The 24,406-nt window shown below is 56.9% G+C and carries 23 protein-coding genes; 6 read left to right on the top strand and 17 right to left on the bottom strand.

Annotation, left to right across the window (positions count from 1 at the left end):
- Positions 1-108: 108 nt before the first annotated feature.
- Together IC235_RS09940 and dtd are read right to left on the bottom strand one after the other, a co-directional pair.
- The gene (locus IC235_RS09940) at positions 109-435 is read right to left on the bottom strand and encodes a nucleotide pyrophosphohydrolase (RefSeq protein ID WP_191005022.1); all 327 of its coding nucleotides are present in this window, start codon (positions 433-435) and stop codon (positions 109-111) included.
- Between the two features lie 35 nt (positions 436-470).
- Complete coding sequence (gene dtd / locus IC235_RS09935) at positions 471-917, bottom strand: D-aminoacyl-tRNA deacylase (protein ID WP_191005021.1); 447 nt, start codon at positions 915-917, stop codon at positions 471-473.
- 114 nt (positions 918-1,031) lie between these two features.
- Here dtd and IC235_RS09930 point away from each other — a divergent pair, with 114 nt between their 5' ends.
- A complete protein-coding gene (locus tag IC235_RS09930) occupies positions 1,032-2,549 on the top strand; it encodes a hypothetical protein (protein ID WP_191005020.1) in 1,518 nt (505 codons plus the stop codon).
- A gap of 475 nt (positions 2,550-3,024) precedes the next feature.
- Here the strand turns inward: IC235_RS09930 and mltG are convergent, their stop codons facing one another.
- Complete coding sequence (mltG, locus tag IC235_RS09925) at positions 3,025-4,065, bottom strand: endolytic transglycosylase MltG (RefSeq protein WP_191005019.1); 1,041 nt, start codon at positions 4,063-4,065, stop codon at positions 3,025-3,027.
- Between the two features lie 173 nt (positions 4,066-4,238).
- A complete protein-coding gene (locus IC235_RS09920) occupies positions 4,239-5,408 on the bottom strand; it encodes a ribonuclease D (RefSeq protein WP_191005018.1) in 1,170 nt (389 codons plus the stop codon).
- Positions 5,409-5,700: 292 nt separating this feature from the next.
- Between IC235_RS09920 and IC235_RS09915 the strand changes: the two genes are divergently transcribed.
- Both IC235_RS09915 and IC235_RS09910 read left to right on the top strand, forming a co-directional pair.
- The gene (locus IC235_RS09915; RefSeq protein ID WP_191005017.1) at positions 5,701-8,808 is read left to right on the top strand and encodes a SusC/RagA family TonB-linked outer membrane protein; all 3,108 of its coding nucleotides are present in this window, start codon (positions 5,701-5,703) and stop codon (positions 8,806-8,808) included.
- A 55-nt stretch (positions 8,809-8,863) separates the two neighbouring features.
- Positions 8,864-10,192, top strand: coding sequence for a RagB/SusD family nutrient uptake outer membrane protein (locus tag IC235_RS09910; RefSeq protein ID WP_191005016.1), 1,329 nt, complete (start codon positions 8,864-8,866; stop codon positions 10,190-10,192).
- Positions 10,193-10,275: 83 nt separating this feature from the next.
- Here the strand turns inward: IC235_RS09910 and IC235_RS09905 are convergent, their stop codons facing one another.
- From IC235_RS09905 to IC235_RS09860, 9 genes are all read right to left on the bottom strand, one after another.
- Entirely contained in the window at positions 10,276-10,449 is a 174-nt protein-coding gene (locus IC235_RS09905) for a hypothetical protein (RefSeq protein ID WP_191005015.1), read from the bottom strand.
- Positions 10,450-10,730: 281 nt separating this feature from the next.
- Entirely contained in the window at positions 10,731-11,309 is a 579-nt protein-coding gene (locus IC235_RS09900) for an RBBP9/YdeN family alpha/beta hydrolase (RefSeq protein ID WP_191005014.1), read from the bottom strand.
- A gap of 83 nt (positions 11,310-11,392) precedes the next feature.
- Positions 11,393-11,824, bottom strand: a complete 432-nt coding sequence (locus tag IC235_RS09895) for a nuclear transport factor 2-like protein (protein ID WP_191005013.1) — start codon at positions 11,822-11,824, stop codon at positions 11,393-11,395.
- A gap of 122 nt (positions 11,825-11,946) precedes the next feature.
- A complete protein-coding gene (locus IC235_RS09890) occupies positions 11,947-12,468 on the bottom strand; it encodes a hypothetical protein (protein WP_191005012.1) in 522 nt (173 codons plus the stop codon).
- A 24-nt stretch (positions 12,469-12,492) separates the two neighbouring features.
- On the bottom strand, positions 12,493-13,242 hold the full coding sequence (locus tag IC235_RS09885) for an SDR family NAD(P)-dependent oxidoreductase (RefSeq protein ID WP_191005011.1): 750 nt from the start codon (positions 13,240-13,242) through the stop codon (positions 12,493-12,495).
- A gap of 70 nt (positions 13,243-13,312) precedes the next feature.
- Positions 13,313-14,296, bottom strand: coding sequence for an aldo/keto reductase (locus tag IC235_RS09880; RefSeq protein ID WP_191005010.1), 984 nt, complete (start codon positions 14,294-14,296; stop codon positions 13,313-13,315).
- A 127-nt stretch (positions 14,297-14,423) separates the two neighbouring features.
- A complete protein-coding gene (locus IC235_RS09875; protein ID WP_191005009.1) occupies positions 14,424-15,332 on the bottom strand; it encodes a helix-turn-helix domain-containing protein in 909 nt (302 codons plus the stop codon).
- A gap of 389 nt (positions 15,333-15,721) precedes the next feature.
- Positions 15,722-16,633 carry a prohibitin family protein gene (locus IC235_RS09865; RefSeq protein WP_191005007.1) on the bottom strand — a complete coding sequence of 304 codons (912 nt, stop codon included), beginning with the start codon at positions 16,631-16,633 and terminating at the stop codon, positions 15,722-15,724.
- Between the two features lie 104 nt (positions 16,634-16,737).
- Positions 16,738-17,205 (bottom strand): hypothetical protein, encoded by a 468-nt coding sequence (locus IC235_RS09860; RefSeq protein ID WP_191005006.1) that lies wholly within the window; start codon positions 17,203-17,205, stop codon positions 16,738-16,740.
- Between the two features lie 149 nt (positions 17,206-17,354).
- Here IC235_RS09860 and IC235_RS09855 point away from each other — a divergent pair, with 149 nt between their 5' ends.
- Both IC235_RS09855 and IC235_RS09850 read left to right on the top strand, forming a co-directional pair.
- On the top strand, positions 17,355-17,597 hold the full coding sequence (locus IC235_RS09855) for a hypothetical protein (protein ID WP_191005005.1): 243 nt from the start codon (positions 17,355-17,357) through the stop codon (positions 17,595-17,597).
- A 235-nt stretch (positions 17,598-17,832) separates the two neighbouring features.
- Complete coding sequence (locus IC235_RS09850) at positions 17,833-18,156, top strand: hypothetical protein (protein WP_191005004.1); 324 nt, start codon at positions 17,833-17,835, stop codon at positions 18,154-18,156.
- Between the two features lie 234 nt (positions 18,157-18,390).
- On the opposite strand, the gene IC235_RS09845 is transcribed toward IC235_RS09850, so the two are convergent.
- The 3 genes from IC235_RS09845 to IC235_RS09835 form a co-directional block, all read right to left on the bottom strand.
- Entirely contained in the window at positions 18,391-18,720 is a 330-nt protein-coding gene (locus IC235_RS09845) for a hypothetical protein (RefSeq protein WP_191005003.1), read from the bottom strand.
- 110 nt (positions 18,721-18,830) lie between these two features.
- Complete coding sequence (locus IC235_RS09840) at positions 18,831-20,105, bottom strand: S-adenosylmethionine:tRNA ribosyltransferase-isomerase (RefSeq protein ID WP_191005002.1); 1,275 nt, start codon at positions 20,103-20,105, stop codon at positions 18,831-18,833.
- 34 nt (positions 20,106-20,139) lie between these two features.
- Positions 20,140-20,943, bottom strand: coding sequence for a class I SAM-dependent methyltransferase (locus IC235_RS09835; RefSeq protein WP_223847187.1), 804 nt, complete (start codon positions 20,941-20,943; stop codon positions 20,140-20,142).
- 207 nt (positions 20,944-21,150) lie between these two features.
- Between IC235_RS09835 and IC235_RS09830 the strand changes: the two genes are divergently transcribed.
- Entirely contained in the window at positions 21,151-21,771 is a 621-nt protein-coding gene (locus tag IC235_RS09830) for a hypothetical protein (protein ID WP_191005001.1), read from the top strand.
- Positions 21,772-21,851: 80 nt separating this feature from the next.
- On the opposite strand, the gene priA is transcribed toward IC235_RS09830, so the two are convergent.
- Positions 21,852-24,395, bottom strand: coding sequence for a replication restart helicase PriA (gene priA / locus IC235_RS09825; protein ID WP_191005000.1), 2,544 nt, complete (start codon positions 24,393-24,395; stop codon positions 21,852-21,854).
- Positions 24,396-24,406: the final 11 nt, after the last annotated feature.

Here is a 24,406-nt window from a genome sequence, read left to right as displayed (position 1 = left end):
CGCCGAGCTAGCAGGCCCACGCGTCGCAGACGTGCGCCAGCCAATGGTGGTGGACTGTCTTCCCGTGTGCTGCGCGTCTTGCTCGCGGCCCTTAAAGCGTAGCGGGCGTTATCTTAATTTCTTGTTCTCCTGATGGCGCTGGCTGTCGCGTTGGGTTTTCTTGGCCAGGTTCCGCGTCATGGCCTCGGTTAAATCGACGCCGGTTTGGTTGGCCAGGCAGATGACTACGAAGAGCACATCAGCTAACTCGTCGCCCAGCTCGCGGCCGCGGTCCGACTCCTTGAACGACTGCTCGCCGTATTGCCGGGCGATGAGGCGAGCCACCTCACCTACCTCTTCGGTGAGGATAGCCATGTTCGTCAGCTCGTTGAAATAACGAACGCCCGTGGTGTTTATCCAGGTGTCAACGGTCTTTTGAGCTTCGGCCAGAGTCATGGGAAGGGAGATAAAAACAAGTAAATAAGCTCGGCTTAGGTAGGGGAATCCAGCACTATGGTAACGGGGCCGTCGTTAACAAGGCTCACCTGCATGTCGGCCCCAAAAATGCCGGTGGGAACGGGCTTACCCAATTCGGCGGCCACCAGGGCTACAAATTGCTGGTACAGCGGCTCGGCAATGGCGGGCGGGGCGGCCCCGACGTAGCTGGGGCGGTTGCCCTTGCGGGCATCGGCCAACAGCGTGAACTGACTTACCACCAGAATCTGCCCGCCGACATCGACTACGCTACGGTTCATTTGTCCGTTTTCATCCCCAAAAATGCGTAGCTGCACCAGTTTACGGGTCATCCAGGTCAGCGCAGCGGCGTTGTCGGTGGGAGCAAACCCGGCCAGCACCAGCAGGCCCGGACCGATTTGCCCCGTCACCAGGCCTTCGACGACCACCTGAGCTTCGCGGACACGCTGAATAACGAGGCGCATGGATGGGGCAGGGAGAGGGGAGACAGGCGGTTGTTGGTGCGTACTGACCATCAAAAATAAGGGATGTTGGTCGAGGCGTGCCGACCTTCGCGCTGGCTAGTGCCGCTTCCGCTCATGTTACCTACTGGTACAAAGAATAACCGCCCAACCAAGAGCCGTGTCTGCGGACTGCTGCTAGCTCTGCTGGTGGTGGCCGTGCTCCGGTTCTGGCGGCTGGCCGAGGCGGGGCCTGCCGATTACGATTCGGTGCGCAACTGGCAGATAGTGCTGGAACTGGCCCGCGGAAATTTTGCCCAGTTGTTTCACCACGGTAGTCCCGCATTCTTTTTGTTGTACGCGCCCCTGGCAGTCCTAACGAAAAGTTTCCTCGTCTTTCAAACCATCAATGCCGGGTTTGGGATAATCGCGCTGGGCCTTTTCGCCGCCTGGGTTGCCCAAAAAGCCTCACTTACTGGTTTCGAAGCCGCCGGGCTCACCCTGCTGGCCGGCACCTCGCTGCTGCTGACGTTCTCCGGGCGCGATTTTACCATGAGCTCTCTCACGCTGGTGATGTACGTGGGCTTGCTGCGAAGCCATTTTACCCGCCTGCATCAGCCCAGCACCACTGTGGCATTGCGCGTGGTCGGCTGGCTTGCCATAGGGCTGTGCTTCGGCTACAAGTTCTTATTCCTGGTGCCCATTTTAGTTGTGTTGGAGCTCGGGCAAGCCGACGGCCTCTGGCGGCACCGGAGCCTGTGGTGGCGGGCGCTCCTGCTGCTGGCGGCTCCCTATGTGCTGCTAGGTGCGTTTGGGGTACTGGTGGGTCTGCCCTGGTACCGCTGGCTGGGGTTTTACTTCCGCACGGTAGTACCAGCGACGGCTAACCTAGCGGGTCGGCAAAGCACGCTGCACCCAGATTTACTGTATTATCCGCAGTACTTAGCCAGCTATGAATCGCCCCTGCTGCTGATTGGGTTGGTGCTGGCGACGGGGCTGGTGTGGCGCGACTGGCGTAAGAAGCAGTTATTTTCGGGTCAGCCCCTGCCGTTGCTGGCGTACTTGCTGGTTTGGGCTGGGTGCCTGCTAGCGGGCATGTCGTTGCTGATCAAGGCCCCGCGCGGGCTCTTGTTCGCCTACTTGCCGTTGGCGGCGTTGGCGGTACTCAGTAGCCGGAGGGTGCTACCCGGGTGGGCGCTGGGAAGCGTCCTAGCGGCTGCCGTGGGCCTGAACATTTTTCGGATTCAGCGGGAGCTATGGGCCCCATTGCCGACCCAATACTCCCGAGTAGCGGCCTGGCTGCAGCAGCATGGCGCGACTAAAGTGGCCAGCACCGTTGGCCTGGGACTGGCTCCATTTCTGAATGATCAGCAAACCCTAGCTGTCGTTAACGACGAGCATGAACTGGCCCACCTCCGGCGCCAAGGCTACCAGTACGTGCTGCTCGACGGCTACTGGCGCGTAGCCGGGCTGCAGCGTTTCGACTCCTTGCGCTGCCAACCACCCGTTGCCGCCTGGGCCGCGCCCCAGCTTCAGCGGCCGCTGTTGTTCCTGGAGCATTCGGAGTTCACGGGCTTGGGATACGCCGAAACACTCGCCGCCTGCCGCGAGGCCGCCACTGATACGCTGCCCCTACGCTTGTACCAGCTACGTTAGAGCCATTTCGGCGTCAGTATCGGTTGTCGTTCCCGCGTTCGCCTCACGTGCCCCCTGCGTGGCGGGCCCTACCGGGTACGACCCCGGTTCGCTTGAGGCGCGAAGCCGCGGGAGAGGGGAGCCAAACGTTAGGTACACGGACCCCGAAATCGCTCTAGCATGATTTCCGGGGTGGCCTCACGTGACCCCTGTGGGGCGGGCCCTACCGGGTACGACCCCGGTTCACTTCATATGCAAAGCCGTAGGAGAGGTGTGCCAGACCGGTGGGGGTAGGGCCGGCCTCAGTTTGCTGGAGGTGCGAAGCCAAAAGTGAGGGAAACCCGGCGGCAGAAGTACGGGCCGGAAACGGCGCTAAATCGATAATGGGGGCACATCATGCTGCCTTAACAAGCGAACGCTCACCAAGCTTACCGACTGTTTAGGACAGGGAGTCCGCAACGGGCCACGGCATGCTATAGATAGTACCTTTCCAAGGTCAGCGCTTCACGCCCAGGCTATCGAGCCGGTGCTGGTAGCGGCGGGCGTTGCGCTTGTGCTGGGCGTACGTTTCGGCGAAGTCGGAGAAGCCGCTGCCGTCGGGCCTCGCGCAGAAAAACAGGTTTTTATTGTGGGCCGGGCGCAGCACCGCATTGAGCGAGCTTGCCAAGGGCGTAGTGATGGGGCCCGGCGGCAGGCCCTTATGGCGGTAGGTGTTGTAGGGCGAGTCTACTTTCTTATCCACATTCAGCACGCGTTTGCGCTTGCCCAGGCCGTGTAGCGGCCAGAGCAGCGTAGGATCAGCCTGTAAAGGCTGGCCGTTGCGCAGGCGGTTAAGGTACACGGCCGCGATGAGGGGCTTATCGGTGGCCTGGGCGGTTTCGCGCTGCACGATGCTAGCCAGCACGCTCACCTGCGTAGGCGTGAGCTTCAGCGAATCGGCCCGGCCGCGCTGTTCAGCCGTCCAGAACCGGCGGTAGGTCGCCGCGACCGTGTCGAGAAATACTTCCGGGCTAGTATTCCACAGCAGGCGATAACGACCGGGAATAAACAGCGTTCGGATGGTGCAGGTGTCCAACCCGTAGCGCGCGCGCAGGCCGGCATCGTTATCCAGCAAGAGCTGAAGCTTGAAAGAATCGGTTTCCAATTGGTGGCTCACCTGGCGGGGCAGCTGTTCGAGGTAGTGAAAGGGCTTCAACTCGAACTGCACCGTGTCTTGCATTCCTGCCGCTAGTCGCCGAACCAGCGCCAGGTTGCCCAAACCAGGGTCGAGCCGATAGCGCCCCGCCTTTACCCGGCGCGGGTACTCCTGCCACTCGCTTACCCAGGCAAAAGTCGCCGGCTCCACCAGCAACTCGTGCTTTTTTAGCGAATCCAGCACCGCGCCAAATCCAGTGCCGGTGCGAATGTATAAATAAGCCGGGCCTTCGGCAGACACGGTAATGTTAGGCCGATAAAGCACCCGCCAGACCGCGTAGCTCCCCAGACCCACCAGCAAAGCCAGGAAAATCACCCCACCAAATAGCAGCGAACGGCGCATGAGAGCTTAGCTAAAGCACGGATGAAACAGGTCTAACGAGTCAGCCGCACGACCCATCCACAAAATCCATGCAATCCAAAAAAAACGCTCGAACCCCAAACCACCCTTACAGTCACTTTACGAAGTCGTCCACAAAATCCGCGAAATCCGAAAAATCCGAGCGAATCCGTGGTTCAGATAAACGGCTCCGCAATTGATTGGTACGACTCGCCGTGCCGCTCGGCGGTGTCGCGCAGGAGCTGTTGTTGCCAGGGGCGCAGGGCCGCGTTGGCACCTTGCTCGACGATGTCGGCAATAAGCCGGTTGCTGAGCACCATGTTCGCCATCGTGGCGCCGTGGTCGGTGGCCAGGTGTGTTTTGAGGGTATTAAGGAGCGTTTCGCGGGCTTCGGCGCGCGTGGCGGCCGAGCCGCTGAGTCGGCGTCGAAACGGAAACTTGCGCTGCTCGGGGGGCAGAGGAGCATCGGGAGCCAGCTGGGTAGTGCCGATGGCCAGCAATTGCTCGGCGTAGGGAGGGCGTTTCAGCTCGGGGTGCAGGCCAGTGGCGGCGCGCAGCTGGTCGGCGGTTTCGAGGGGCTGACGGGTGAGCTCGACCAGCCGGTCGTTGCTGAGCACGTGGTAGGGCGGGCGGTCGAGCTGCCGGGCCACGGCATCGCGCAAGAGGTAAAGCTCCCGGAAAATCGGCATTTCCTGGTGCGTAATTTTATACTTAGCCGCATTGCGCGACCACGGCCGGGGGTCGTCGCGGCCGTAGCGCACGGCCTCCAGCGCGAGGTTTTCCTGGGCGGCCCAGTCGCTACGGCCCAATTCGGCCAAGCGGGCGCTGAGGCGGTCGGTGAGCTCAAACAGGTACAGCACGTCGTTGGCGGCGTATTCCTTCTGGGCTTCCGTGAGCGGGCGTTTCAGCCAGTTCGACTTTTGCTCGCCTTTGTCGACCTCAAAGCCAAGCTCGGCCTGAATAAGGCGGCCAAGTGAGATATTATTGTCTTCGGCCGCGAGCAGGGTAAACTGCACGCTGGTGTCGACGATGTTGCGGCAGTTGACGCCGAATAGCTCATCGAGCAACAGGATATCCGATTTGCAGGAGTGGAATACCTTGGCTACGGTGGGGGCGCGCAGCACGGCAAACAACGGCTCGAGGCCCGCGGCCATGTCGGGCAGGGAAAGTGGGTCGATCAGGTACGCTCGCTGGCCGTCAAATATTTGAATCAGTGCCAGATGCCGCCCGTACCGGTGGCGCATGTCGTCAAACTCCAAATCAATGCCGATTCGGGGCAGAGTGGCGAAGTGTGCGGCTGCGTCGGCAATAGCGTCGGCCGTAGTGAGATAATGAATCGTTGGCATTGAAGCGGAAAGGAAATCAGTGGGGCTGGTTTGGAGCACGGCTCCTTCGGCAAGGTAAAGGTAGGCATGTACGACAGGGAGCAATAGATTATTGCTAAAACCAGGGAATCGGCTTACTCCCTTACCTTAGCCGTGACATTACGGAGCGAAGCTCGTAAGCAGTCCGTTGTTTGAAAGCCGGCCAATCTATTTCTCAAGCTGGAAATTAGTCCTTTAAGTTCTTCGCTGGGGCGACTCCTTTCCCTACTTCCCACCAATTCCATTTCTACCCCTTCACAAAACCAAGTTTTTTATGAAGTGCAAACTTTCTACCCATCTCAAACTTTTTTCGCTGCTGGCCCTCTGGCTTTTCGCGGCGCCCATCCGGGCCCAAACGCAGTCCATTAGTGGCCGGGTATCAGCCTCCGACGGCGGGCCCTTGCCGGGGGCTACGGTGCTGGAGCGCGGTACGACCAACGGCGTCAGCACCAATGCTGAGGGTGCTTTCAGCCTCTCGGTACAGCCTAATGCCACCCTGGTGATCAGCTCGGTGGGTTACGCGACGCAAACCGTCGCAGTAGGCAACCAAACCACCATTAACGTAACGCTTGCTGCCGAGGCTACCGCCCTCAATGAGGCCGTGGTGGTGGGTTACGGCACCCAAACCAAGACCAGCTTGACGGGGGCGGTCGCCCAGGTATCTGGCCGGGAAGTGCAGAATGCCCCGGTGCCTAGCTTCGAGCAGGCTATCCAAGGGAAAGCGGCTGGGGTATTTATTGAGAACAGCAGCGGCAAGCTGGGCCAGGGCATCAAGGTGCGGGTGCGCGGCACGAGCTCAGTGAGTGGCGGCAACCAGCCGCTGTACGTTGTCGATGGCATTCCAATCATTTCGGAAAACCTGTCGGGCACCGATGCGGCAACCAATCCCATTGCCGATCTGAACCCGAATGATATTGAAAGCATGAGCATTTTGAAAGATGCATCGGCCGCCGCTATTTATGGTTCCCGCGCTTCTAACGGCGTGGTGCTCATCACCACCAAGCGAGGCAAAGCGGGCGATACCCGTTTCACGTTAGGGTACCAGACCGGCCTGAGTAAGCCGACGAATCGGAAAAAATTTCTCAATGCGACCGAATACGTAGAGTACTTTCGAGAAGCTGGTAAAAACGCCAATTTAGAAGCTTTCACGGAAGGTCGCTTACGGCGTTACTCGGCTGGTAACGACGATTACAAGACGGGTGCCGTGAATACGGACTGGCAAAATGAAGCCTTTCAGCGGGCCCCTTTCGAGCAGTATGACCTTAACGTAAGCGGGGGGAATGACAAGACCCGATTCTTTGTTTCCGGTCTGTACAGCAATCAAAGCGGTATTCTGATTGGCAACAAGTTTGAAAAGATGGCTACCCGGATTAACCTCGATCAAAAGGCCAGTGACAAACTGACGCTGGGCGTGAATCTAACCTTGAGCCGGACGCGCAACAACCGTATTTCGAACGACAACGCCTTCAGCTCACCCATGCAAATTGTGGCGCTGGCTCCGATTACCCCCACCATCGACCCGCGTACCAACCAAATAAGCGGCGCCCTGGACACCCTCACGGGCGACCCTAACTCGAACTATCCCACGTACTACAATCCCGTACTGAGCCGGGTTGGCGCGAGCTATATAGCCACGGTGTACCGGAATCTGGGCAACGTGTTTGCCCAATACGAGTTTATTCCCGGCTTGACGTTCCGTAGCGAGCTTGGGTTGGACTTGCTTAACCAAGAAGAGAACCAGTTCGCGGGCCGCGTTACGTCCCGTAACAACGGCCCCAACCGGGGCGATGGGTTTAATCGCCGCCTCACGGTTGCCCGCTTCACCACCAACAACTTCTTTACTTACCGCAAAACGTTCAATGAGAACCACACCCTTGAGGCAGTGGTGGGCATGGCCTACGAAGCGCGTCAACGAAAGTCGAACAGCGTAACCGGTCAGCAGTTTCCCAGTGACAACTATAAAACGATTTTCAACTCCGCACTTATTACGGCGGGATCTTCGCGGGAAACCAGCAACACCCTGCTCTCCTATTTTGGCCGGGCCAATTATGCCTTTGCTAATAAGTACCTGGTGAGTGCCAGCCTCCGGATTGATGGCTCCTCTCGTTTCGGGGTGAATAAGCGGTATGGTTATTTCCCGGCGGCTTCGCTAGGTTGGGTCGTGACGGAAGAATCTTTCCTGAAAGATCAACAAGTGCTGAGCTTTTTAAAGCCCCGGGTGAGTTATGGCCTCACGGGTAATCAGGAGTTCGACGATTTTCCGGCCAGGGGGCTCTATTCCGGCGACGCGGGTTATGCGGGGGTGCCGGGCCAGCGTCCTTTCCAATTGGCCAACCCTGACCTGAAATGGGAGTCCACGGCTCAGGCCGACATTGGACTGGAATTCGGGTTCCTGGATAACCGCATCAGTGGGGAGGTAGACGTATACCAGAAAAAGACCCGGGATTTAGCCTTGAACGTAAACGTGCCCGGCACATCGGGTTTTGTCCGGCAGTTTCGCAACTTGGGCAAACTAGAGAACCGGGGAATCGAAATGGCGCTGAATACGCGCAATTTCGTGGGTGACTTTACGTGGAGTACCAGCGTCAATGCCTCCATCAACCGCAATAAAGTTACCAACCTCGACGGACAGGTGATTGAGGGTGGGTTACTCAATCGGGCCATTGAAGGACAGCCGCTGGGAGCTTTCTACGGTCGGGAGTATGCCGGTGTCGACCCTGCCAACGGGGATGCGTTGTACTATCTTAATACAACCAATGCTGATGGCTCGATCAACCGGGCCACGACCAATAAGTACGACGATGCGCAGCGTGTCCTCATTGGGAATCCTAACCCAAAATGGACGGGTGGGGTAACCAACACGTTTGGGTATAAAGGCATTGATTTTAGCTTTAGCTTCCAAGGCGTTTTCGGAAACGACGTGTACGATGGCGGTGGCAAATATCAATCAGCTAATGCGACGGGAGGGTTCGACAACCTAACCCGCGATCAACTGAACCGGTGGCAGAAACCCGGTGATATTACCAATGTGCCCCGCGCCGTCCTTTTCGACACTCCCCGGCCGGGTAATAATTTTGGTACTGGCGGCGCCGGCGAATCTTCCCGCTTCCTGTCCGACGGCTCGTACGTGCGCCTGAAAACCGTTACGTTGGGCTACAACGTTCCATCAGCGCTCGTGAAGGTGGTCTACTTGCAGTCGGCCCGGCTCTACCTGAGCGCCGTCAACCTGCTCACCTTTACGAACTATAAAGGGTGGGATCCGGAAGTGAATGCGGACTACCTGGCCAGTGACGTGAACACGGGTAACATTTCGCAAGGCACCGACTTCTACTCGGCCCCGCAAGCCAAAACGTACACGTTTGGGGTCAACATCTCTTTTTAAAGCCAACGACTAGGTGCACACCGGTTGGTTTTTACTTCCCATCGATTCTACTATCATGAAAAAAACATTGCAATACCTGGCACTCGCGGTGGTGCTGGCCGCTGGTCCATTGGCTGGCTGCAACAGCAAGCTCGATGTCGAGCCAGTGGACTATGTGCTGACGGAGAAAGCCTTGCTGACTTCGGCCGACGTGGAGGCGGCCCTGATTGGCTCTTACAGCCTCATGAGTGGTAACCGGGTGTACGGCGGCTACATTCAGTTTATTGCTGACCTACTGGGGGCTAACGGGGAAATTGCCTTCGTTGGTACGGCTGTTCAGCCCCGGGAATTTATCCAGAAAACGACGCTGGTAAATAATACATTCTCGGCAGGTACCTGGACGGATTCCTATCAGGCTATCAACACGACCAATAACGTGTTAGCTAACCTCGACAAGGTGGTGGCCGTGCGCAAAGACCGGGTAGAGGGGGAGGCCCGGTTTATCCGCGCAGCCTTGTATTTTGAGCTGGTGCGCCTGTTTGGCCGCGATTGGTCCGATGGGAACCCCCAAACCAATCTGGGAGTGCCGCTGGTGTTCGCACCAACGGTCCGGATCGATGCCGCTTCGCAGGTAAGCCGCAATACGGTATCGGAAGTGTACGCTCAAGTCCTTTCGGATCTTACCATTGCTAAAGCCAAGCTTCCGGCCAGCAACGGTTTTTTTGCAACTAAAGGGGCGGCCTCGGCTATGCTGGCGCGGGTTTACCTGCAGCAGGGCCGCTACGCCGAAGCCCGTGATGCCGCCTCCGACGCCCTTGCGGGCAACCGTTATCCGCTGGTACCCTCTTTCAAGGATGAGTTTGCCACGACGACTAACACTTCCGAAGACATATTTGCCATTCAAATCACTGCTCAGGATGGGCTCAACGATTTGAACACGTATTATTCAAGCTCCCAGCGGGGCGACATCGAAGTCGACACCAGCTTTATTAAGGTATACGACGCGAATGACGAGCGGGGGAAACTTTTTAAAGACAAAACCTACACGCTGAAATACGAGCAGCAATACGGCAACATCAAGGTCATTCGTTCAGCCGAGATGCACCTTATTCGCGCCGAGTGCAACGCTCGGCTGGAAACTGAGGAGGGTGCTACGCCCCTGAGCGATGTGAATACCGTGCGTAACCGAGCCGGTGCTCCCGCCCTCACCACAGTAAACCTGACCAATGTTCTGGCTGAACGGCGTTTGGAGCTGGCCTTCGAAGGCTTTCGGATCCACGACGCCAAGCGGCTGAAAGAGAACGTCGGATCGTTGCCCTACAATTCACCGAGGTTGGTACTGCCCATTCCGCAGCGCGAGCGCGATGTGAACCCCAATCTGGTGCAGAATCCGGGCTATTTGTAGAGCCAGTAATTCTAATCCCTGGTGCATAAAAAACGCCTGGCAACAGTTGTCAGGCGTTTTTTATGCACTATGTAGGTTGTTAGTCAGCTACTTATCGCCCAGTAACAGCTGCGGCCCGTTGCCGCGCACCCCATGATGATGACCTTGGCGTTGGGCGAGGTGGCGATGGCTTGGTTAGGCTTGATGCTCTCGTACTGCAGCAGCCGGTCGCTAAGCCCCTCTCTGCTCACTTCCCTTACGCTGGATGACGTCCTCAACGGGCGTCAATTGGAGCTTGCTTTTGAGGGCTGCTACATCCATGACATCCGCCGCACTAATCTCCGATAATTGCGCCCTATCAGCCCCCAATTGGTACTCGCCCCGCGGTTTGGGAAGTAATGGCCAGCCGCCCCCGCTTAGTGTTGCCCATCCCGCAACGCGAAACCAACGTGAACCCCACGCTGATGCAGAATCCGTCGTACTAACTACGCTTATTGGCGAATTTGCCACAGCCTAACTTAACCAAAAAGCACCGTAGCTTTTATCGTAAAAACGGCCCTTACTGAAGTGTTGCTGCCCGAGTTGCCAGGCCGATTTCCTCTACTATCTCCTTCAGCTCCGTGACATTGTCGAAAGGTGCAAAATGCCCGCCTTCAGCCAAGACGATAAGTTTAGCGCCGGCTTCTTGCACGTACTTCAAGCCGTGCTGCACAGGCTCGGGTTGCAAGACGCGGTCGGTGGGCGTTACGAGCACTACCACTTTTTCGGCCTTTTGCTTCAATCCGCTGAAGTCAAGCGGCGTGGCAAAGAAATCCGCCAAGTTTGGGTAGCCCAGATCAAAGGCCGGCGGAGCTACCAGAATCACCAGCGGGAATTTGTCCGCTCCTTCGTACTGCTCCAGGTAGCGGAGTACGTTGATACAGCCTAGACTGTGCCCGATCAGCACCGTATTCGCGGGCGCTTCATCCGCTATCGGAGCAAACGCATTTTGCCAGGACTGTAGCCGTGAGTGCTCCGGGTCGGGTAACTGTGGAATCTCCATTTCAAACCCTTTTTGCGTCAGTTTCTGCCGGATGTAAGGGTACCAAGCCGTTTCGGGAGTGGCCGGACACGCGTGTGATAAGACGACTCTGTTCATTTCCACGTGGATGTGCTTAGTGTTCTTCCCGATGCTCTATAGCATCAAAGTTGTCGATGAATAGTACCGATTTGATAATTTAGTTATTTCAGAAACCCAATTGCGCGTAAAAAATCTTCGTGCTTTACTCGGTCATAGTATTCGGTTAGTTCGACAATCAAATTATCTTGTAGCCGAATCTTATACATAATATTATTTTTATAAACGCCACTCTTGTGTTTTATTTCTATTTCGTAGGTGGCGAAGAATAAATCTTGATCAGTACTTGGGGTTACAGTTAAATTTTTGGCATCAATCTTTGATACCGATGAACCAATATTCTTCATACTGTTTAACAACTGCTCACGATTGTTAGCGATAATAGTTGGAAAACCGTTCGAAGGATAGGCCAAAATATATTTGCCCTGCGGATGCCACAGCTTCGCAGTCCACTCATCAAACCGCATAGTGGAAAATAGCGTCAAATAATCGGCCATCAGTTCAGCATGGCTGTTTGAGTATTTCGTGTCGTTCATTGCTTTTTTGGGTTGAGCGAGAATAGTTTGACTGCTAATGAGGATGGTAAAAAAATATCAGCAGCAGTTTCATGGTCTTCATTTTAGGGGTATTGTTCTCTCCGGTCGGGCCAAGAAAAGAGTTATTGAAAATTGGCGCGATGCTCACTTATTCCCGCCGCGAGCTGCTCTCGAACCGGATATCCCAACTGCTGCATTTGCTCCATCACCGCTACCGAAACTCGTAGCACGTAAGAATCTCGCTTGGCGATGAGCCGAACGTCTGGGTTTGCTCGCAAGAAATCAATTTTGCCAAACCACTTACCACTTTCGTCGGTCGAACGAGCGGCTTTTTTCGGGCCTTTATCTGCTTGTGCCTCCCAGGCTCCGTACAGCAAAATCCAGTAAACATTATCCTCCAAAGGAATTTCTTCGTTCTGATCCACCGCAAACTCTTCAGTATGGGCGTCAAGCCATTTTAATTGCTCTTTGGTGAATTGCGTGAAGAACGGATTCTTAGCTATTTTCGATAAATTTTTGTGCGTAGCATTCATCGTATATTCCTTATTGCCTACTACTATAACTTTCTTCCTGCTTTGGCATTTGGCAAATGTGCCAACGGTCAATAGCAACCAAGTAAGCAATTTTGGTTTCGCCCATTTCATGTGGTAGGTTCTTTAGGTGAAACGTTAAATAGAATTGCCCCCATCGACTACCAAGTGCTGCCCCGTGATAAACGAAGCTTCCCTGCTGGCCAGGAAGGCTACCGCTTGAGCGATATCTCCCGGCTGCCCCAAACGGTTGAGTGGCGTTTGGCTTTGAATGTAGCCGAGGTAATGGTCGGTGGTGGAGGTGTTGGTGAATACGCCGGCGCTAACTGTTACACCCGGAATAACACTGTTGACGGTCACGCCGCGTTTGCCAATCTCTTTCGCCAATACTTCCACGAAGTATTTGGGCGTCATTTTACTGCCACCATACACAGAGAACCCCGGCAAGGAGAGTAAGGTAGTATTAGAAGAAATAACAATAATCCGGCCTCCCTCGCTGATGTATTTAGTTGCTTGTTGCATCGTGAAAAACGTGCCTTTTGTATTGATATCGAAAGCCTTGTCGAATTGTTCTTCAGTATATTCCATAAACGGGATTTCGATTAGCTCATAACCCGCATTAGCTACCACAATGTCTATTTTTTCAAAGGCTTCTAACGCCTGTTGGAACAGGTTTTCGATGGAAGCGGGTTTGGCAATGTCAGCCTGAATGGCCACTGCTTTTCGGCCCAACGTGGTGATATCTGCCACCACGGCTTGCGCTTCGGCGAGGCTGCTGGAATAATTGATAATTACGTCGGCACCTTCGGCGGCTAACTTCAAGGCAATAGCCTTTCCTATGCCCTTGGAACTGCCCGTTACCAAGGCCACTTTGCTGAACAGTCTCATACAAAAACTTAAGCGGAGAAGAAAAGAACACCTTGGCGAGCCTGCCAAGGCCTCTTTCCTAAGCAGCGGTTTAGTTTACCACGACTTGCATGTGGTTGGCATCGTAGCGGCTGCCTTCGAAAGCGCCTTCTGGGAAGGCTTCGCTGATTTGTTCCACCTCGGAGGGCGTCAGGTGCACCTGGGTGGCGGCTAGGTTTTCGGCCAGGCGGTGGCGCTTGGTGGTACCCACCAGGGACAGGATGTCGTCGCCCTGCCGCAGAACCCAGGCAATGGCCAGCTGCGCCGGTGAGCAGTTTTTGGAATTGGCCAGCGCTTGCAGCATAGCAATGCGTTTCCGGTTGGCCTCGAAGTTTTCGCCGGTGAAGCGTGGAGCGTGCGCGCGGAAATCGGTGGGCGCAAACTCGCCCGTCAGGGCGCCGGAAAGCAAGCCTCGGCTCAGTACGCCGTAGGCCACTACGCCCACGCCCAGTTCGCGCGCCGTGGCGAGCAACTCGCGCTCAATCACGCGCGTGGCCAGCGAGTATTCCACTTCCACGGCCGTTACGGGGTGCACGGCGTGGGCCCGGCGCAGCAGTTCGGGCGAAGCTTCCGACAAGCCCAGGTACTTTACTTTGCCCTCTTTGATCAGATCGGCAATGGCGCCCACCGTTTCCTCAATCGGGACGGATGGGTCGATGCGGGCCGGCTGGTAAATGTCGATAGCCTCCACGCCCAGGCGCGCCAGAGAGTAGGCGGCGAAGTTCTTGACCGCCTGCGGGCGCACGTCGAGGCCGGAGAAGCCGCCCGTGGGCGTACGCAGGATGCCAAACTTGACGCTGATCACCGGCTGTTCACTGCGGCCTTTCAGAGCCTGGGAAATCAGCAGTTCGTTGTGCCCCACGCCGTAGAAATCCCCCGTGTTCAGGAAGTTCACGCCCGCCTCAAGGGCGGCTTGGATGGTGGCGACGCTCTCGGCGTCGTTGCGGCTGGCTTTGGTGCCGTAAAAGTCGCTCATGCCCATGCAGCCTAAGCCGATGTCGGATACTACGGGGCCGTTGCTACCTAACTTTTTCATGGTGGTATGGTAAAGGGGTAAAAATCTTGCTGTGGTATAGGCGGCGCGTTACCGCTTATTGACGAAGCAAAATTGCACCCTCCAACCACCCCCGGTTCGGTATGCCTCTAAGCAAGTTGGGTATATGTCAAAGCGCAGTGGCCTTGCGGTATGCGGCCGGCGACTGGCCCGCGTGTCGCTTGAAGAACTTAGCGAAGTGCGATGTATCCGAAAAACCCAGTTGAAAGGTGATTTCGGTGATGGTCTTGGTGGAGTTGGTGAGCAGCGTTTGGGCTTCGGCTAGGGTCCGCTCCTGTATCCAATCGGTGGGCGATTTGCCCGTTTCGGCCTTCACCACGGTGCTCAGATAGTTTGGGTGCATGTGTAAGGCATCGGCGTATTCCTTTATCGACAGCACTTTACTGGCTTTGCCCTCGTACAAGCTTCTGAAGTTGGCTTTCAGCAGACCTTTGAAATCGCGGGCTATTTCGGCCCCGCGGTTTTGGGTTTTAATGGTCAGGGCCTGGTAAGTGACGAGCAAGCTCTTGGTTTTGTAGAGCAGGATGTAGAGGTAATTGGCCAGAATCGGGTTTCGGTACGGCGAGTGCGACAAATACTCCTGTTCCATTTGTTGAAACAGCACCTCCAGCCCGGCGAAGTCGCCTTGTTCCAGGCGCATTACGGGCGTAGTCTCGTGAATCAGAAACGGAAAGTGTTGATAAAAGTCGCTGGTAAAATACTGGCGGATAAACATCTCGGAGAAAGTGAGCATGTAGCCTTCCAGGGGCACCTCAATTTTGAAAGATTTCAGATGACCGGGGTTGGTGAAATAAAACGAGTAAGGCCCGAGGTCGAACACGTGCCCGTTGATGGCGTAGGTACTCTTGCCGGAGCGGATCAGGAGAAAGGAATAATAGTTGGTGCGAAATAGCGGAGCCTCTATAGGCTGGTCGCTGTGCAGGCCATCCAAGGGGTGCACCGTCAGCTCGGTATCTTGCTGCAAGGGGAGACCCATGGAGCGGAAGAAGTCCTGCAGGTTATTGTATATGTGCTCCATGACTTAAATTGTGCGGGAAAGGTGTGTTTGAGGGGCGGAAGTTTGGACGCTCGAAATTTGAGGTGGTCTAGCTAAGCCGGACAGAGTCGGGACGTGGTTTGAAAGTGGGTTTCGAAATGGTTGGAGGCGAAGTCGCCCAGCACTGAGTGGCAGCGTTCGGCGTTGTAATAGGCAAGATGGTGGCTAATTTCAAAGCCTGGCTTCGGACAGCCTGGAGAAGTGACCGCCGTCGCGCAGCTCGGCTTTGAAGCGGCTCCAAAACGATTCGGTGTGGGCATTATCATAGCAGTTGCCGTGTCGGCTTATGCTTTGCCGCGCGTCGTGTTTCACGACCAGGTTTTTGAAGCGGGTAGCGATGTACTGGCTGGCCTGATCGGAACTTAAACCGTTTACTTATCGCCCAGCAACAGCTGCGGCCCATTGCCGCGCCCGCCCCCCATGATGATAACCTTGGCGTTGGGTGAGGTGGCAATGGCTTGGTTGGCCTTGATGCTCTCGTACTGCAGCAGGCGGTCGCTAAGCTCGGTGTTCACGATGCGCTGGTAGTCGGCAATGCCTTGGGCCTCAACGCGCTTTCGTTCGGCTTCCTGCTTCTCCTTTTGCAGCACGAACTGCATCTTCTGGGCATCCTGCTCGGCCGAGATCTTGCTTTCGATGCTGGCCTTGACCGACTGGGGCAGTTGAATGTTGCGGATGAGCAATTGGTCAAGCTTCAGGCCGCTGGTGTTGAAGTCTTTCTCGATAGCGGCCAGAATGCGGGTTTGAAACTCTTCGCGCCGGGTCGAGTACAGGGCCACGGCATCGTAGTAAACGGCATTGTCGCGGATGCGAGTGCGCGAAATCGAGCGCACGATTTTATCCTGATAGTCTTCGCCGATGGTGGAAAGGATTCTGGGGGTCTGGCTCGGCACCACGTGGTAAAGAACGGTGAGGTCAATAACAACTTCCAGACCGTCAGCTGATAGAACGCGGATAGCATCGTCGCCGGTTTGCTGACCTTCATTATGCGTCGCCGACATGGTATAGTTCTGAGTCCGCGTGTCGAAGCGGGTGATGTCGACCAGTGGGTTCACTATGCTCAGGCCGGGCCCTAGCACCCGGGGTTGCACTTGTCCGAAGAGCGTCTGCACGCCTACCTGGCCCACGCCAATCTGCACCACGGTGCTCACCGCTACGCCCAGCAGCAGCAAGGCCGTGCCCAGGAAGATCAGCCCTCCGCGCAGGCCCGCTAAGCGTTCCGAGAACCGGGCGGCATTCAGGCCGACCATCAACAAGATGAAACCGAAAATGGCAAGGGTCATGGGAAAAAATGAAAAGTGAATAATCAGGAACGGAACCGGCCCAAGCAGCTACCACGGGGTGTTTTCAGGCCAATACCAGCCTGTCAGTCCACTCAAAAAGGCTCTTAGTCTTCGTCATCATCGGCGCTAAAATCAAGCGTACGGGCCAGGTTCACACCCTCTTGAGCCACTTCTTCGAGCAGCCGGGGAGTGTCGGCGTCGAGCGTGCGACCAAAGAGGTTGAGCAGCTCTTCGCCTTCCTCGTTCACGTACAGGTTTTCGTAGAGCCGATCAAACAAGCGGGCTTCGCCGCCCACGATGCGGTCAATGTCTTCCGGGGAGCGGGCAGTGCTCAGCGCCCGATGCAGCACGTCGAGCACTTGCCGGCTCTCGGCATGGTCGCCGAGCTCCGAAACCAGCTTGAGCAGGCTCATGGCTACGCCTAGGCGTACTTGCTCGAACCGGAAGGGGCGCTCGGCCGGCCGGGCCGCTTGCAGCTGGTCGTAGGCCCGCAGGGTGGTGGGGGTGAGGTAATATTTCGCGTCGTTGGGGGCGCTGAAGGCAAGGTGCAGCAACTGCTCGTAGGGTGTCATAAGCTAAAGCGGGCCGGGAGCCCGCAACAAGGCCCATTTTGGTGCGTAAGGACGAAAGGCGAAAGGTACGCCGGGAAACCAGGCCACTGCCTGCAGTGCGCCCGTTGCCGCTTCATTAACCCCTTGATATCGTTTTCATTATTTCAGCGATGACACACAAAAAGAAATGGCTGCTGTTTGCTCCCTTGGGTCTGGTTACCATCGGCGCCGGGGCCTGCATGGTTCAATGGGCTGGTAGCCTCATGCAGCAGCGCGTGCCGGCCAAACAGTGGGTAGCGGCCGGTACTGCTGCCCTGGTGGTTTTCAATGCCGGAATGAGCTTGTTTGGCAAAGGCGTGGCCGAGAGCGTTCTCTACCAATTGCGGGAAAAGTCCGGCAACACTAAGGAGTAATGCAAAAAATAGTTGTAATTTTGAAAACGAAGAGTAGCGAATAAAAGCGCTCGACAACATCAGTTGGCAGGATAACGATGAGGTGCTTAATATAATAATTTGACCCTTGACGACTGAGCTTGACACCTATTGGTCGCACTAAATGCCAATAAAAAAGTAAAAGCCGGTTACCACTCCAAGAATAAGGCGACACTGAAAAGCCAAACCACTAGGATAAATTTTTTTAAAACGCAAAATGGCTAAAATAAAAAACCTTGAAGGACTTTCAGTTGCTGACCTTAATAGAGAGTTAAGTAATGGGGCAAAGTTTGTTGTTTTCCAATATTGTATTTCAATTATAATAATGACTTTCAAGCGTGGGAGTGATGTTTACTTTATTAAAGCAGGAGAGTCAACGCTAAAGTATAGTATTGGCTTTACTTTAATAACCTTCTTTTTGGGCTGGTGGGGCATACCTTGGGGACCAATTTATAGCGTTAGCTCATTGTATTCTAACTTGACAGGCGGCAAAGACATAACGCAGAATGTCTTGGCCTCAATAAATTCAAGTAACGAGTAGTGCTAATGCCCAACCGCATTGTGGCGGAGTTGCGCCAAGCTAAGGAATGGTTATTCGATTGCTGTCAGGTGTGGTAACCCCAGATTTCTCGCGCTTGGCTACAACATCCTTATTTCTCGGATAGACTCTAAGTAAGCGCCGCTTCCACCTAGAAACGCCCGTGGCTGAGTAGAGCAACTAAAAACCCCGACCAAGGCCGGGGTTTTTGCATGGAGAGCCGAATAAAGCCAAGCTCTACTCTGTTTTAGCCTCGGCTTTTTGCGTGCCTTCCTTAACCTCGCTGCTAACCTTTTGGGCGCCGTGCTTCACGGCCGCGCCGGTTTTTTTAGCGCCGCGTTTAATGCCGCGCCCTGCTTTCTTGGCCACGTTACCGGCAGCATCGGCGGTGTTGTCCAGGGCTTGGCCGACGTTCGTTTTACCGGTTTTGGTTACCACCTTTTCGGTGCCGTTGTCGCGCACCTTCACCTCGGTGGTAGTGGTGGTTTGAGCGGGGGCGGGAGTAGTCTGGGCGAAGCCGGCGGTAGCAAAACCAGAGAGAGCGAGCAGCAGCGTTACTTTTTTCATGTTGGAAATTGGAAAATAAAAGCGGTATAAGAGGAGCCTTGTACGCGCTTTAACCCCAAAGGTTCTGAGCCAGGTTATTTCGAAAACCGCTGTTGCAAAGCTGATTGCAGCTATACCGCTGAGCTAGGGAGCAGCAGGGAGCTGTCGCCATAGCTCAGAAAGCGGTAACCGTTGGCCAGGGCGTGGTCGTACACGGCCCGCCAGTCGGGGCCCAGCAGGGCCGCCACCAGCAGAAGCAGGGTGCTTTCGGGCTGATGGAAATTGGTAATAAGCCCATCGACCAGCCGGAACTGGTAGCCTGGCGCGATAAGTAGTTGTGTACTAGCCTGCAAGGTATCGGTGCCGACTGCTTCCAGGTGGGCGAGCAGGGCGGTTAGCGCTGCTTCAGGGCTAATGGTGGCCGCCACGTCGACCAGCTCATAGGGCTGCCACTGATTTACGAGGAGCTCCCCGGTAGGGTGAGCGAGGGGCGAGGCTGCCGCATTCTGAGCCTGCAGCAGCGTAACCCCCAGCCAGTACAGGCTTTCGAGCGTACGCAGGCTGGTGGTGCCCACCGCCACCACGGGGCGGGGCCGGTGGTCTAGCAGCTGCCGCAGCAAAGGAGCCGTTACCAGAATGGGCTCCGTATGCATGGGGTGGTCGCCCATGCGGTCAGCTTTCACCGGCTGGAACGTGCCCGCTCCTATATGGAGCGTAATGTGGCCAATGGAGAAACCTTTCTGCGGCAGCTCGGCCAGCAGCTCGGGGGTAAAGTGCAGGCCGGCGGTGGGCGCGGCTACGGCGCCCTCGGTAGCGGCATACACGGTTTGGTAGCGCACCGCGTCATTAGCCGTATCGGGCCGGCCAAGGTAGGGTGGCAAAGGCAAGTGGCCCCCGGCCCGCAGCACTTCGGCGAAGGGCAGCGTGGCCGGCTCCCAGCGGAAATCAATTAAGGCGGTACCCGCTTCCTGCACCCGCCGCTCGGCCCACAGGGTCGCGGCCTGGCCGTCGGCCGTCTCAAATGCCAAGGTCACGGGCCCTTCCTTCCAGCGGCGACCGTTGCCGACCAGGCAGCGCCAGGTGCACTGGCCGGCGTGCTGCAAGGCCAGCTCCAGGCTGCGGTGGGGGGCTACGGGCTCCAGGCAAAACAACTCAACCTGCCCACCCGTGGGTCGTCGGGCCAGCAATCGGGCGTGCACCACGCGGGTGTTGTTGAAAATCAGCAAGGCACCCGCCGGCAATTCGCTGGGCAAGTCGCGAAACCCTTTATCAGAGATGGTGCCCTGCTTACTCACCAGCAGGCGGCTGGCGGCGCGGTCGGGCAAAGGTTCCGGCGCGATGCACTCGGGGGGGAGGGGATAAGTGAAGTCCTGGATGGAGAGTTGGCGCGGGTTGGAGGCAGTCATGCCGGCAAAGGTCGGGCCGAACCGGCATAGCCACTTACCTGGGGCGCCGAAATAGCAGCAAGTGCTGCTGGGGCAGCGTCTCCACGTTCTGCACAAATTCCAGCCCTACGGCGGCCATCTCCTTACGTGCTTGCTCCACGCTCATTTTGTGGATGCGCTTAATGGGCACATTGGGGTCTTCGGCGCGGTATTCCACCAGTGCCAAACGGCCGGTGCCCGGGCGCAGGGCCCGCCGAATAGACCGGCCCATTTCCCGCGGGTGGTCGAACTCGTGGTAGGCATCCACAATAAGCACCAAATCGACGCTGTCGGCGGGCAGGGCCGGGCTGGTAGTGGTGCCGAGTACGGGACGCACGTTGGAGGCCTTGAATTTGCGCTTATTGGCTTGCAGGGCAGCGAGCATCTCCGGCTGAATGTCGACTGCCAGCACCTGCCCCTTGGGGACTCGCTTGGCCAGCTGAAACGAGAAGAAGCCCGTTCCCGCCCCAATATCGGCCACCACATCGGTGGGCTTCAAATTCAGCTCCTTCAGCAACAGGTCGGTTCTTTCTTCTTGCTGGCGGCTGCTTCGTTCGAGCCAGGTGGCCCCTTCGTGGCCCATAACGTGGGCAATCTGGCGGTCGAAATAATACAGGCCAATGCCGTTGGGGTCGCGCGGCGGAGCCAGCACGTAGCCGCTGGTATCGGCCATTACCGCGGCCTGCAGGCGCCCGGCAGTGCTAGCCGGGGGACGGGTTTCGGCGGGCAATTGGGTGCAGGCAAACGCGACCAGGCCGATGCCCGCGCTGGCTCCTGCTCCCTGCAACGCCCGCCGCCAGGTTGAAAAATGATACTTCATACTAATTGCAAGTAAGCATGTTTGTCAGGTCAACAGGAATAAGGGCCAGGGCGTTCAGCCGGAAAGTAAGGCCAGCCTGGGCGAGCAAACCGTCCTGGGCACCGGCAACAAGTAGCTTTTTGAATACGAAATGCCTCAATAAAAATTGCCCATTTGTAGTTTTGACCGTAGAACAAGCATTTCCCTTCCCTTTATTTTCATTGATTCATGAAAAATACTTCCTCTTCTTTTGCCAAGCTGTTGGCCGTAGCCGCCTGTACTCTGACGCTGGGTAGCTGTAACCGCGCCGAATACGCCCTGCTACCCAAGGGGGCGTCCTACCACGGGGTTACCCGGGCGGCGACCCCGGCGCCGCCTGCTTCCGCGCCGGCCCCCGCCCTTACGCCCGCGCCAGCCAGACCGGTAGCCGACGCGCCCGCGGCCGAAGCAACGGATAAAATCGGAGAAGAGTCGGCGTCGGTAGTAGCTTCTGCGCCCGCCGCGGCCAAAAAAATCAAGAATCTGCCGGAGGTGCGGACTGCTGAAGCCACTGACGCGCCGGCTGCCACTACAAGCGCCACGGCTGCTCCCAAGCCAAATTTGCTACAGCGCCTGGCTTTGGCTAAAGTAACCCGCAAAATGGACAAGCTCATGCGCAGGGCCGGGACCGCACGTCAGCACGACAATACGGCGTCTACCACCCGATCTTCCATCAATGGTAACCTGCGCATTGGCCTTATCCTGCTACTCGTAGGCTTACTCGTTGGCCTCATCAACTCCACAATTGGCAGCATCGTCGCCATTATCGGCTTGGTGTTCCTCGTACTGTGGCTGGTTAACGAGTTGTAAGAATACCGCAGCTCTGTTTTTAAGTCAGGAGGCCCGCTCATCCGATATGAGCGGGCCTTTTTCGTTGCCGGGCGAGCCGGTTACATCGGGTCTACGTCCGCCACCAGCCGGGCCTGCTTGAATTCTTTGTGGTCGTGCACTACGTCCATGGCGGCGCAGATTTGCTCTTTGGCCCACTTTAGCACCGTGTGAGCGCGGTCGAGCTTGATGGTGATTTCCTGTAAGTAGAAATTACGAATGCGGAAAATGTAGGGCGCCTCGGGGCCCAGCACGGCGGCCCGGCCCAGGCGTTCGACCAGCTCCTGGGTGAGCAGAATGGCGGCCCGCTCCCCCAGGCCTTGCTCCACGTGCTTCACCGTCAGCTTGATAACGCGCATGAATGGCGGGTAGCCGTGTTCCTGCCGCTGCATGATCTCGTAGTTGTAAAACTCCACGTAATCGTTGCGGATGACTTTGTCGAAAATCACCTGGGTAGGGTCGGCCGTTTGAATGATGACCTTGCCTTTCTTGCCCTTGCGCCCCGCGCGGCCGCTCACCTGCACAAACATCTGGTAGGCCCGCTCGTGGGCCCGGAAGTCCGGGTAGTGAATAATGCTGTCGGCATTGATGATGCCCACCAGGCTCACATTGGCAAAGTCCAGGCCCTTGGTCACCATCTGGGTGCCGACCAGCACGTTGGTGGTTTGCTTTTCGAAGTCGGCAATGATTTGCTGGTAGCTGTTTTTGGCGCGGGTGGTATCCAGGTCCATGCGCTGAATATTAGCCTGGGGCAGCATGATTTTCAGGTCGTCCTCGATTTTTTCGGTGCCGAAGCCCTGGGTTTTTACGGCCCGCGAGCCGCAGGCGGGGCACTTGGACACCATGGGGTCGTGGTAGCCGCAGTAGTGGCAGCGCAGCTCGTGGCTGTGTTTGTGGTAGCTCAGGCTCACAGCGCAGTTGGTGCATTTCGGGATCCACCCGCAGTCCTGGCAGGCCACCACCGGCGCGTAGCCCCGCCGGTTCTGGAACAGAATAACCTGTTCCTGCGCGCCCAGCTTGCGCTCGATCTCGGTCAGCAAATCGGCACTGAAGTGGTTGTGCATGGTCTTTCGCTCGCGCGCCTTGCGGGTGTCGACCAACTCGATGTCGGGCATGCCCGCCTCGCCAAAGCGCTTGGTCAGCGAAACCAGGCCGTAGCGCCCCTGCCGGGCCTGGTAATACGTTTCCACGGCCGGGGTAGCGGAGCCGAGCAGGGTTTTGGCCCCTTGGAAGTTGGCCATCATCAGGGCCACCTCGCGGGCGTTGTAGCGCGGCGCCGGGTCGTACTGCTTATAGCTCGACTCGTGCTCCTCGTCCACGATAATCAGCGAAAGGCTATCAAACGGCAAGAACACCGCCGAGCGCACGCCCACCACCACCTGGAAGCGGCCCGACAGCACGCCATTCCAGACCTCGACCCGTTCGTTATCGGAGAACTTGGAGTGGTACACCCCCAGCCGCGAGCCGAATACGCGCAGCAGCCGGCTCACAATCTGGGCCGTCAGCGCAATCTCGGGCAGCAGGTACAGCACCTGCCCGCCGCTTTCCAGGGCTTTGCGAATGAGGTCGATGTAAATCTCGGTTTTACCGGCGCCCGTCACGCCGTGCAGCAGGGTGATGTCGTGCCGGGCGAAGTGCGCCATAATCTCATCCCGCGCCGTGGTTTGGGCCTCGGTCAGGGTGAAGTGCAGCTGGGCAGTGGGCTCGTTCTCCAGCGGAAAGCGCGATACAATCACGTCAAACTGTTCCAGCACCCCATTTTTGATAAGCGTGTTGACGGCCGAAGCGGAGAGGTGCGGGCTGCTGGTGAGGGCCGCCTTTTCGAGGCCCCCCTGGTTGGCATGCTCGTTTTGGTACACCGGCACGCGCTGCAAGTACTTCATCAGCACGTCCAGCTGCTTGGGCTTGCTGGCCAGGGTGCTGAACAGCTGCTCAATGGCGGGCTCCGCGATAAAGTGGTGCGCCAGCCGTACTTTCTTCACCACTTTGGGGGAATACTTGTCGGCCGTGTGCTCAAACAGAAAGATCACGTCCTTCTGCATCAAAGACTTGATCACCTTATGAAACGAGGTAATGCCGAGCAGCTCACCGACCTCGGTGAAGGTCAGAGCCTTGCCTTCCTCGGTCGTGCCCAGCGCGTCCACGATCAGCTCTTCCTGGGAAGAAAGAGGATATTCATTCTCCTCCCGCGAAAAGCCCGGGTGCAGCTGAATCCGCGACTCCGAGCTGAGCTTCAGCGCCGAAGGCAGGGCCGCGTTTATCACCTCGCCCAGGGTGCACATGTAGTAATCGGCCATCCAGCGAAATAGCTTGAGCTGCGGCTGGGTTACCACGGGCGCATCGTCGATAAATTCGAGGATGTACTTGGCCTGATAGTTCGCCGGTGGCCTTTCGTGCACGGCCGCTACGATGCAGCTCAGCGTCCTTTTAGCCCCAAACTGCACGATGACCCGTCCGCCAATCACCACGTTGTCGTTCAGCTCGTAGGGCACCCGGTAGGTATAAAGCCGCGGCAGGGGCAACGGCAGGATAACGTCGGCAAACAGCGTAACCCGGTCGGCTGCCGGGGCAGCAGCGGGAGAAATAAAATCGAGAGCGAGACTCAAAACAGAAACGG

This window comes from Hymenobacter montanus, assembly GCF_014699115.1.
Classification (GTDB): domain Bacteria; phylum Bacteroidota; class Bacteroidia; order Cytophagales; family Hymenobacteraceae; genus Hymenobacter; species Hymenobacter montanus.
Note: the sequence above shows the minus strand (reverse complement) of the source record. Positions and strands in the feature narration are given on the sequence as shown.

Excerpts from the sequence above, each read along its gene's own strand:
- IC235_RS09940 (WP_191005022.1), bottom strand. The coding sequence starts at position 435 with ATGACTCTGGCCGAAGCTCAAAAGACCGTTGACACCTGGATAAACACC.
- dtd (WP_191005021.1), bottom strand. The coding sequence starts at position 917 with ATGCGCCTCGTTATTCAGCGTGTCCGCGAAGCTCAGGTGGTCGTCGAA.
- IC235_RS09930 (WP_191005020.1), top strand. The coding sequence starts at position 1,032 with ATGTTACCTACTGGTACAAAGAATAACCGCCCAACCAAGAGCCGTGTC.
- mltG (WP_191005019.1), bottom strand. The coding sequence starts at position 4,065 with ATGCGCCGTTCGCTGCTATTTGGTGGGGTGATTTTCCTGGCTTTGCTG.
- IC235_RS09920 (WP_191005018.1), bottom strand. The coding sequence starts at position 5,408 with ATGCCAACGATTCATTATCTCACTACGGCCGACGCTATTGCCGACGCA.
- IC235_RS09915 (WP_191005017.1), top strand. The coding sequence starts at position 5,701 with ATGAAGTGCAAACTTTCTACCCATCTCAAACTTTTTTCGCTGCTGGCC.
- IC235_RS09910 (WP_191005016.1), top strand. The coding sequence starts at position 8,864 with ATGAAAAAAACATTGCAATACCTGGCACTCGCGGTGGTGCTGGCCGCT.
- IC235_RS09900 (WP_191005014.1), bottom strand. The coding sequence starts at position 11,309 with ATGAACAGAGTCGTCTTATCACACGCGTGTCCGGCCACTCCCGAAACG.
- IC235_RS09895 (WP_191005013.1), bottom strand. The coding sequence starts at position 11,824 with ATGAACGACACGAAATACTCAAACAGCCATGCTGAACTGATGGCCGAT.
- IC235_RS09890 (WP_191005012.1), bottom strand. The coding sequence starts at position 12,468 with ATGAAATGGGCGAAACCAAAATTGCTTACTTGGTTGCTATTGACCGTT.
- IC235_RS09885 (WP_191005011.1), bottom strand. The coding sequence starts at position 13,242 with ATGAGACTGTTCAGCAAAGTGGCCTTGGTAACGGGCAGTTCCAAGGGC.
- IC235_RS09880 (WP_191005010.1), bottom strand. The coding sequence starts at position 14,296 with ATGAAAAAGTTAGGTAGCAACGGCCCCGTAGTATCCGACATCGGCTTA.
- IC235_RS09875 (WP_191005009.1), bottom strand. The coding sequence starts at position 15,332 with ATGGAGCACATATACAATAACCTGCAGGACTTCTTCCGCTCCATGGGT.
- IC235_RS09865 (WP_191005007.1), bottom strand. The coding sequence starts at position 16,633 with ATGACCCTTGCCATTTTCGGTTTCATCTTGTTGATGGTCGGCCTGAAT.
- IC235_RS09860 (WP_191005006.1), bottom strand. The coding sequence starts at position 17,205 with ATGACACCCTACGAGCAGTTGCTGCACCTTGCCTTCAGCGCCCCCAAC.
- IC235_RS09855 (WP_191005005.1), top strand. The coding sequence starts at position 17,355 with ATGACACACAAAAAGAAATGGCTGCTGTTTGCTCCCTTGGGTCTGGTT.
- IC235_RS09850 (WP_191005004.1), top strand. The coding sequence starts at position 17,833 with ATGGCTAAAATAAAAAACCTTGAAGGACTTTCAGTTGCTGACCTTAAT.
- IC235_RS09845 (WP_191005003.1), bottom strand. The coding sequence starts at position 18,720 with ATGAAAAAAGTAACGCTGCTGCTCGCTCTCTCTGGTTTTGCTACCGCC.
- IC235_RS09840 (WP_191005002.1), bottom strand. The coding sequence starts at position 20,105 with ATGACTGCCTCCAACCCGCGCCAACTCTCCATCCAGGACTTCACTTAT.
- IC235_RS09835 (WP_223847187.1), bottom strand. The coding sequence starts at position 20,943 with ATGAAGTATCATTTTTCAACCTGGCGGCGGGCGTTGCAGGGAGCAGGA.
- IC235_RS09830 (WP_191005001.1), top strand. The coding sequence starts at position 21,151 with ATGAAAAATACTTCCTCTTCTTTTGCCAAGCTGTTGGCCGTAGCCGCC.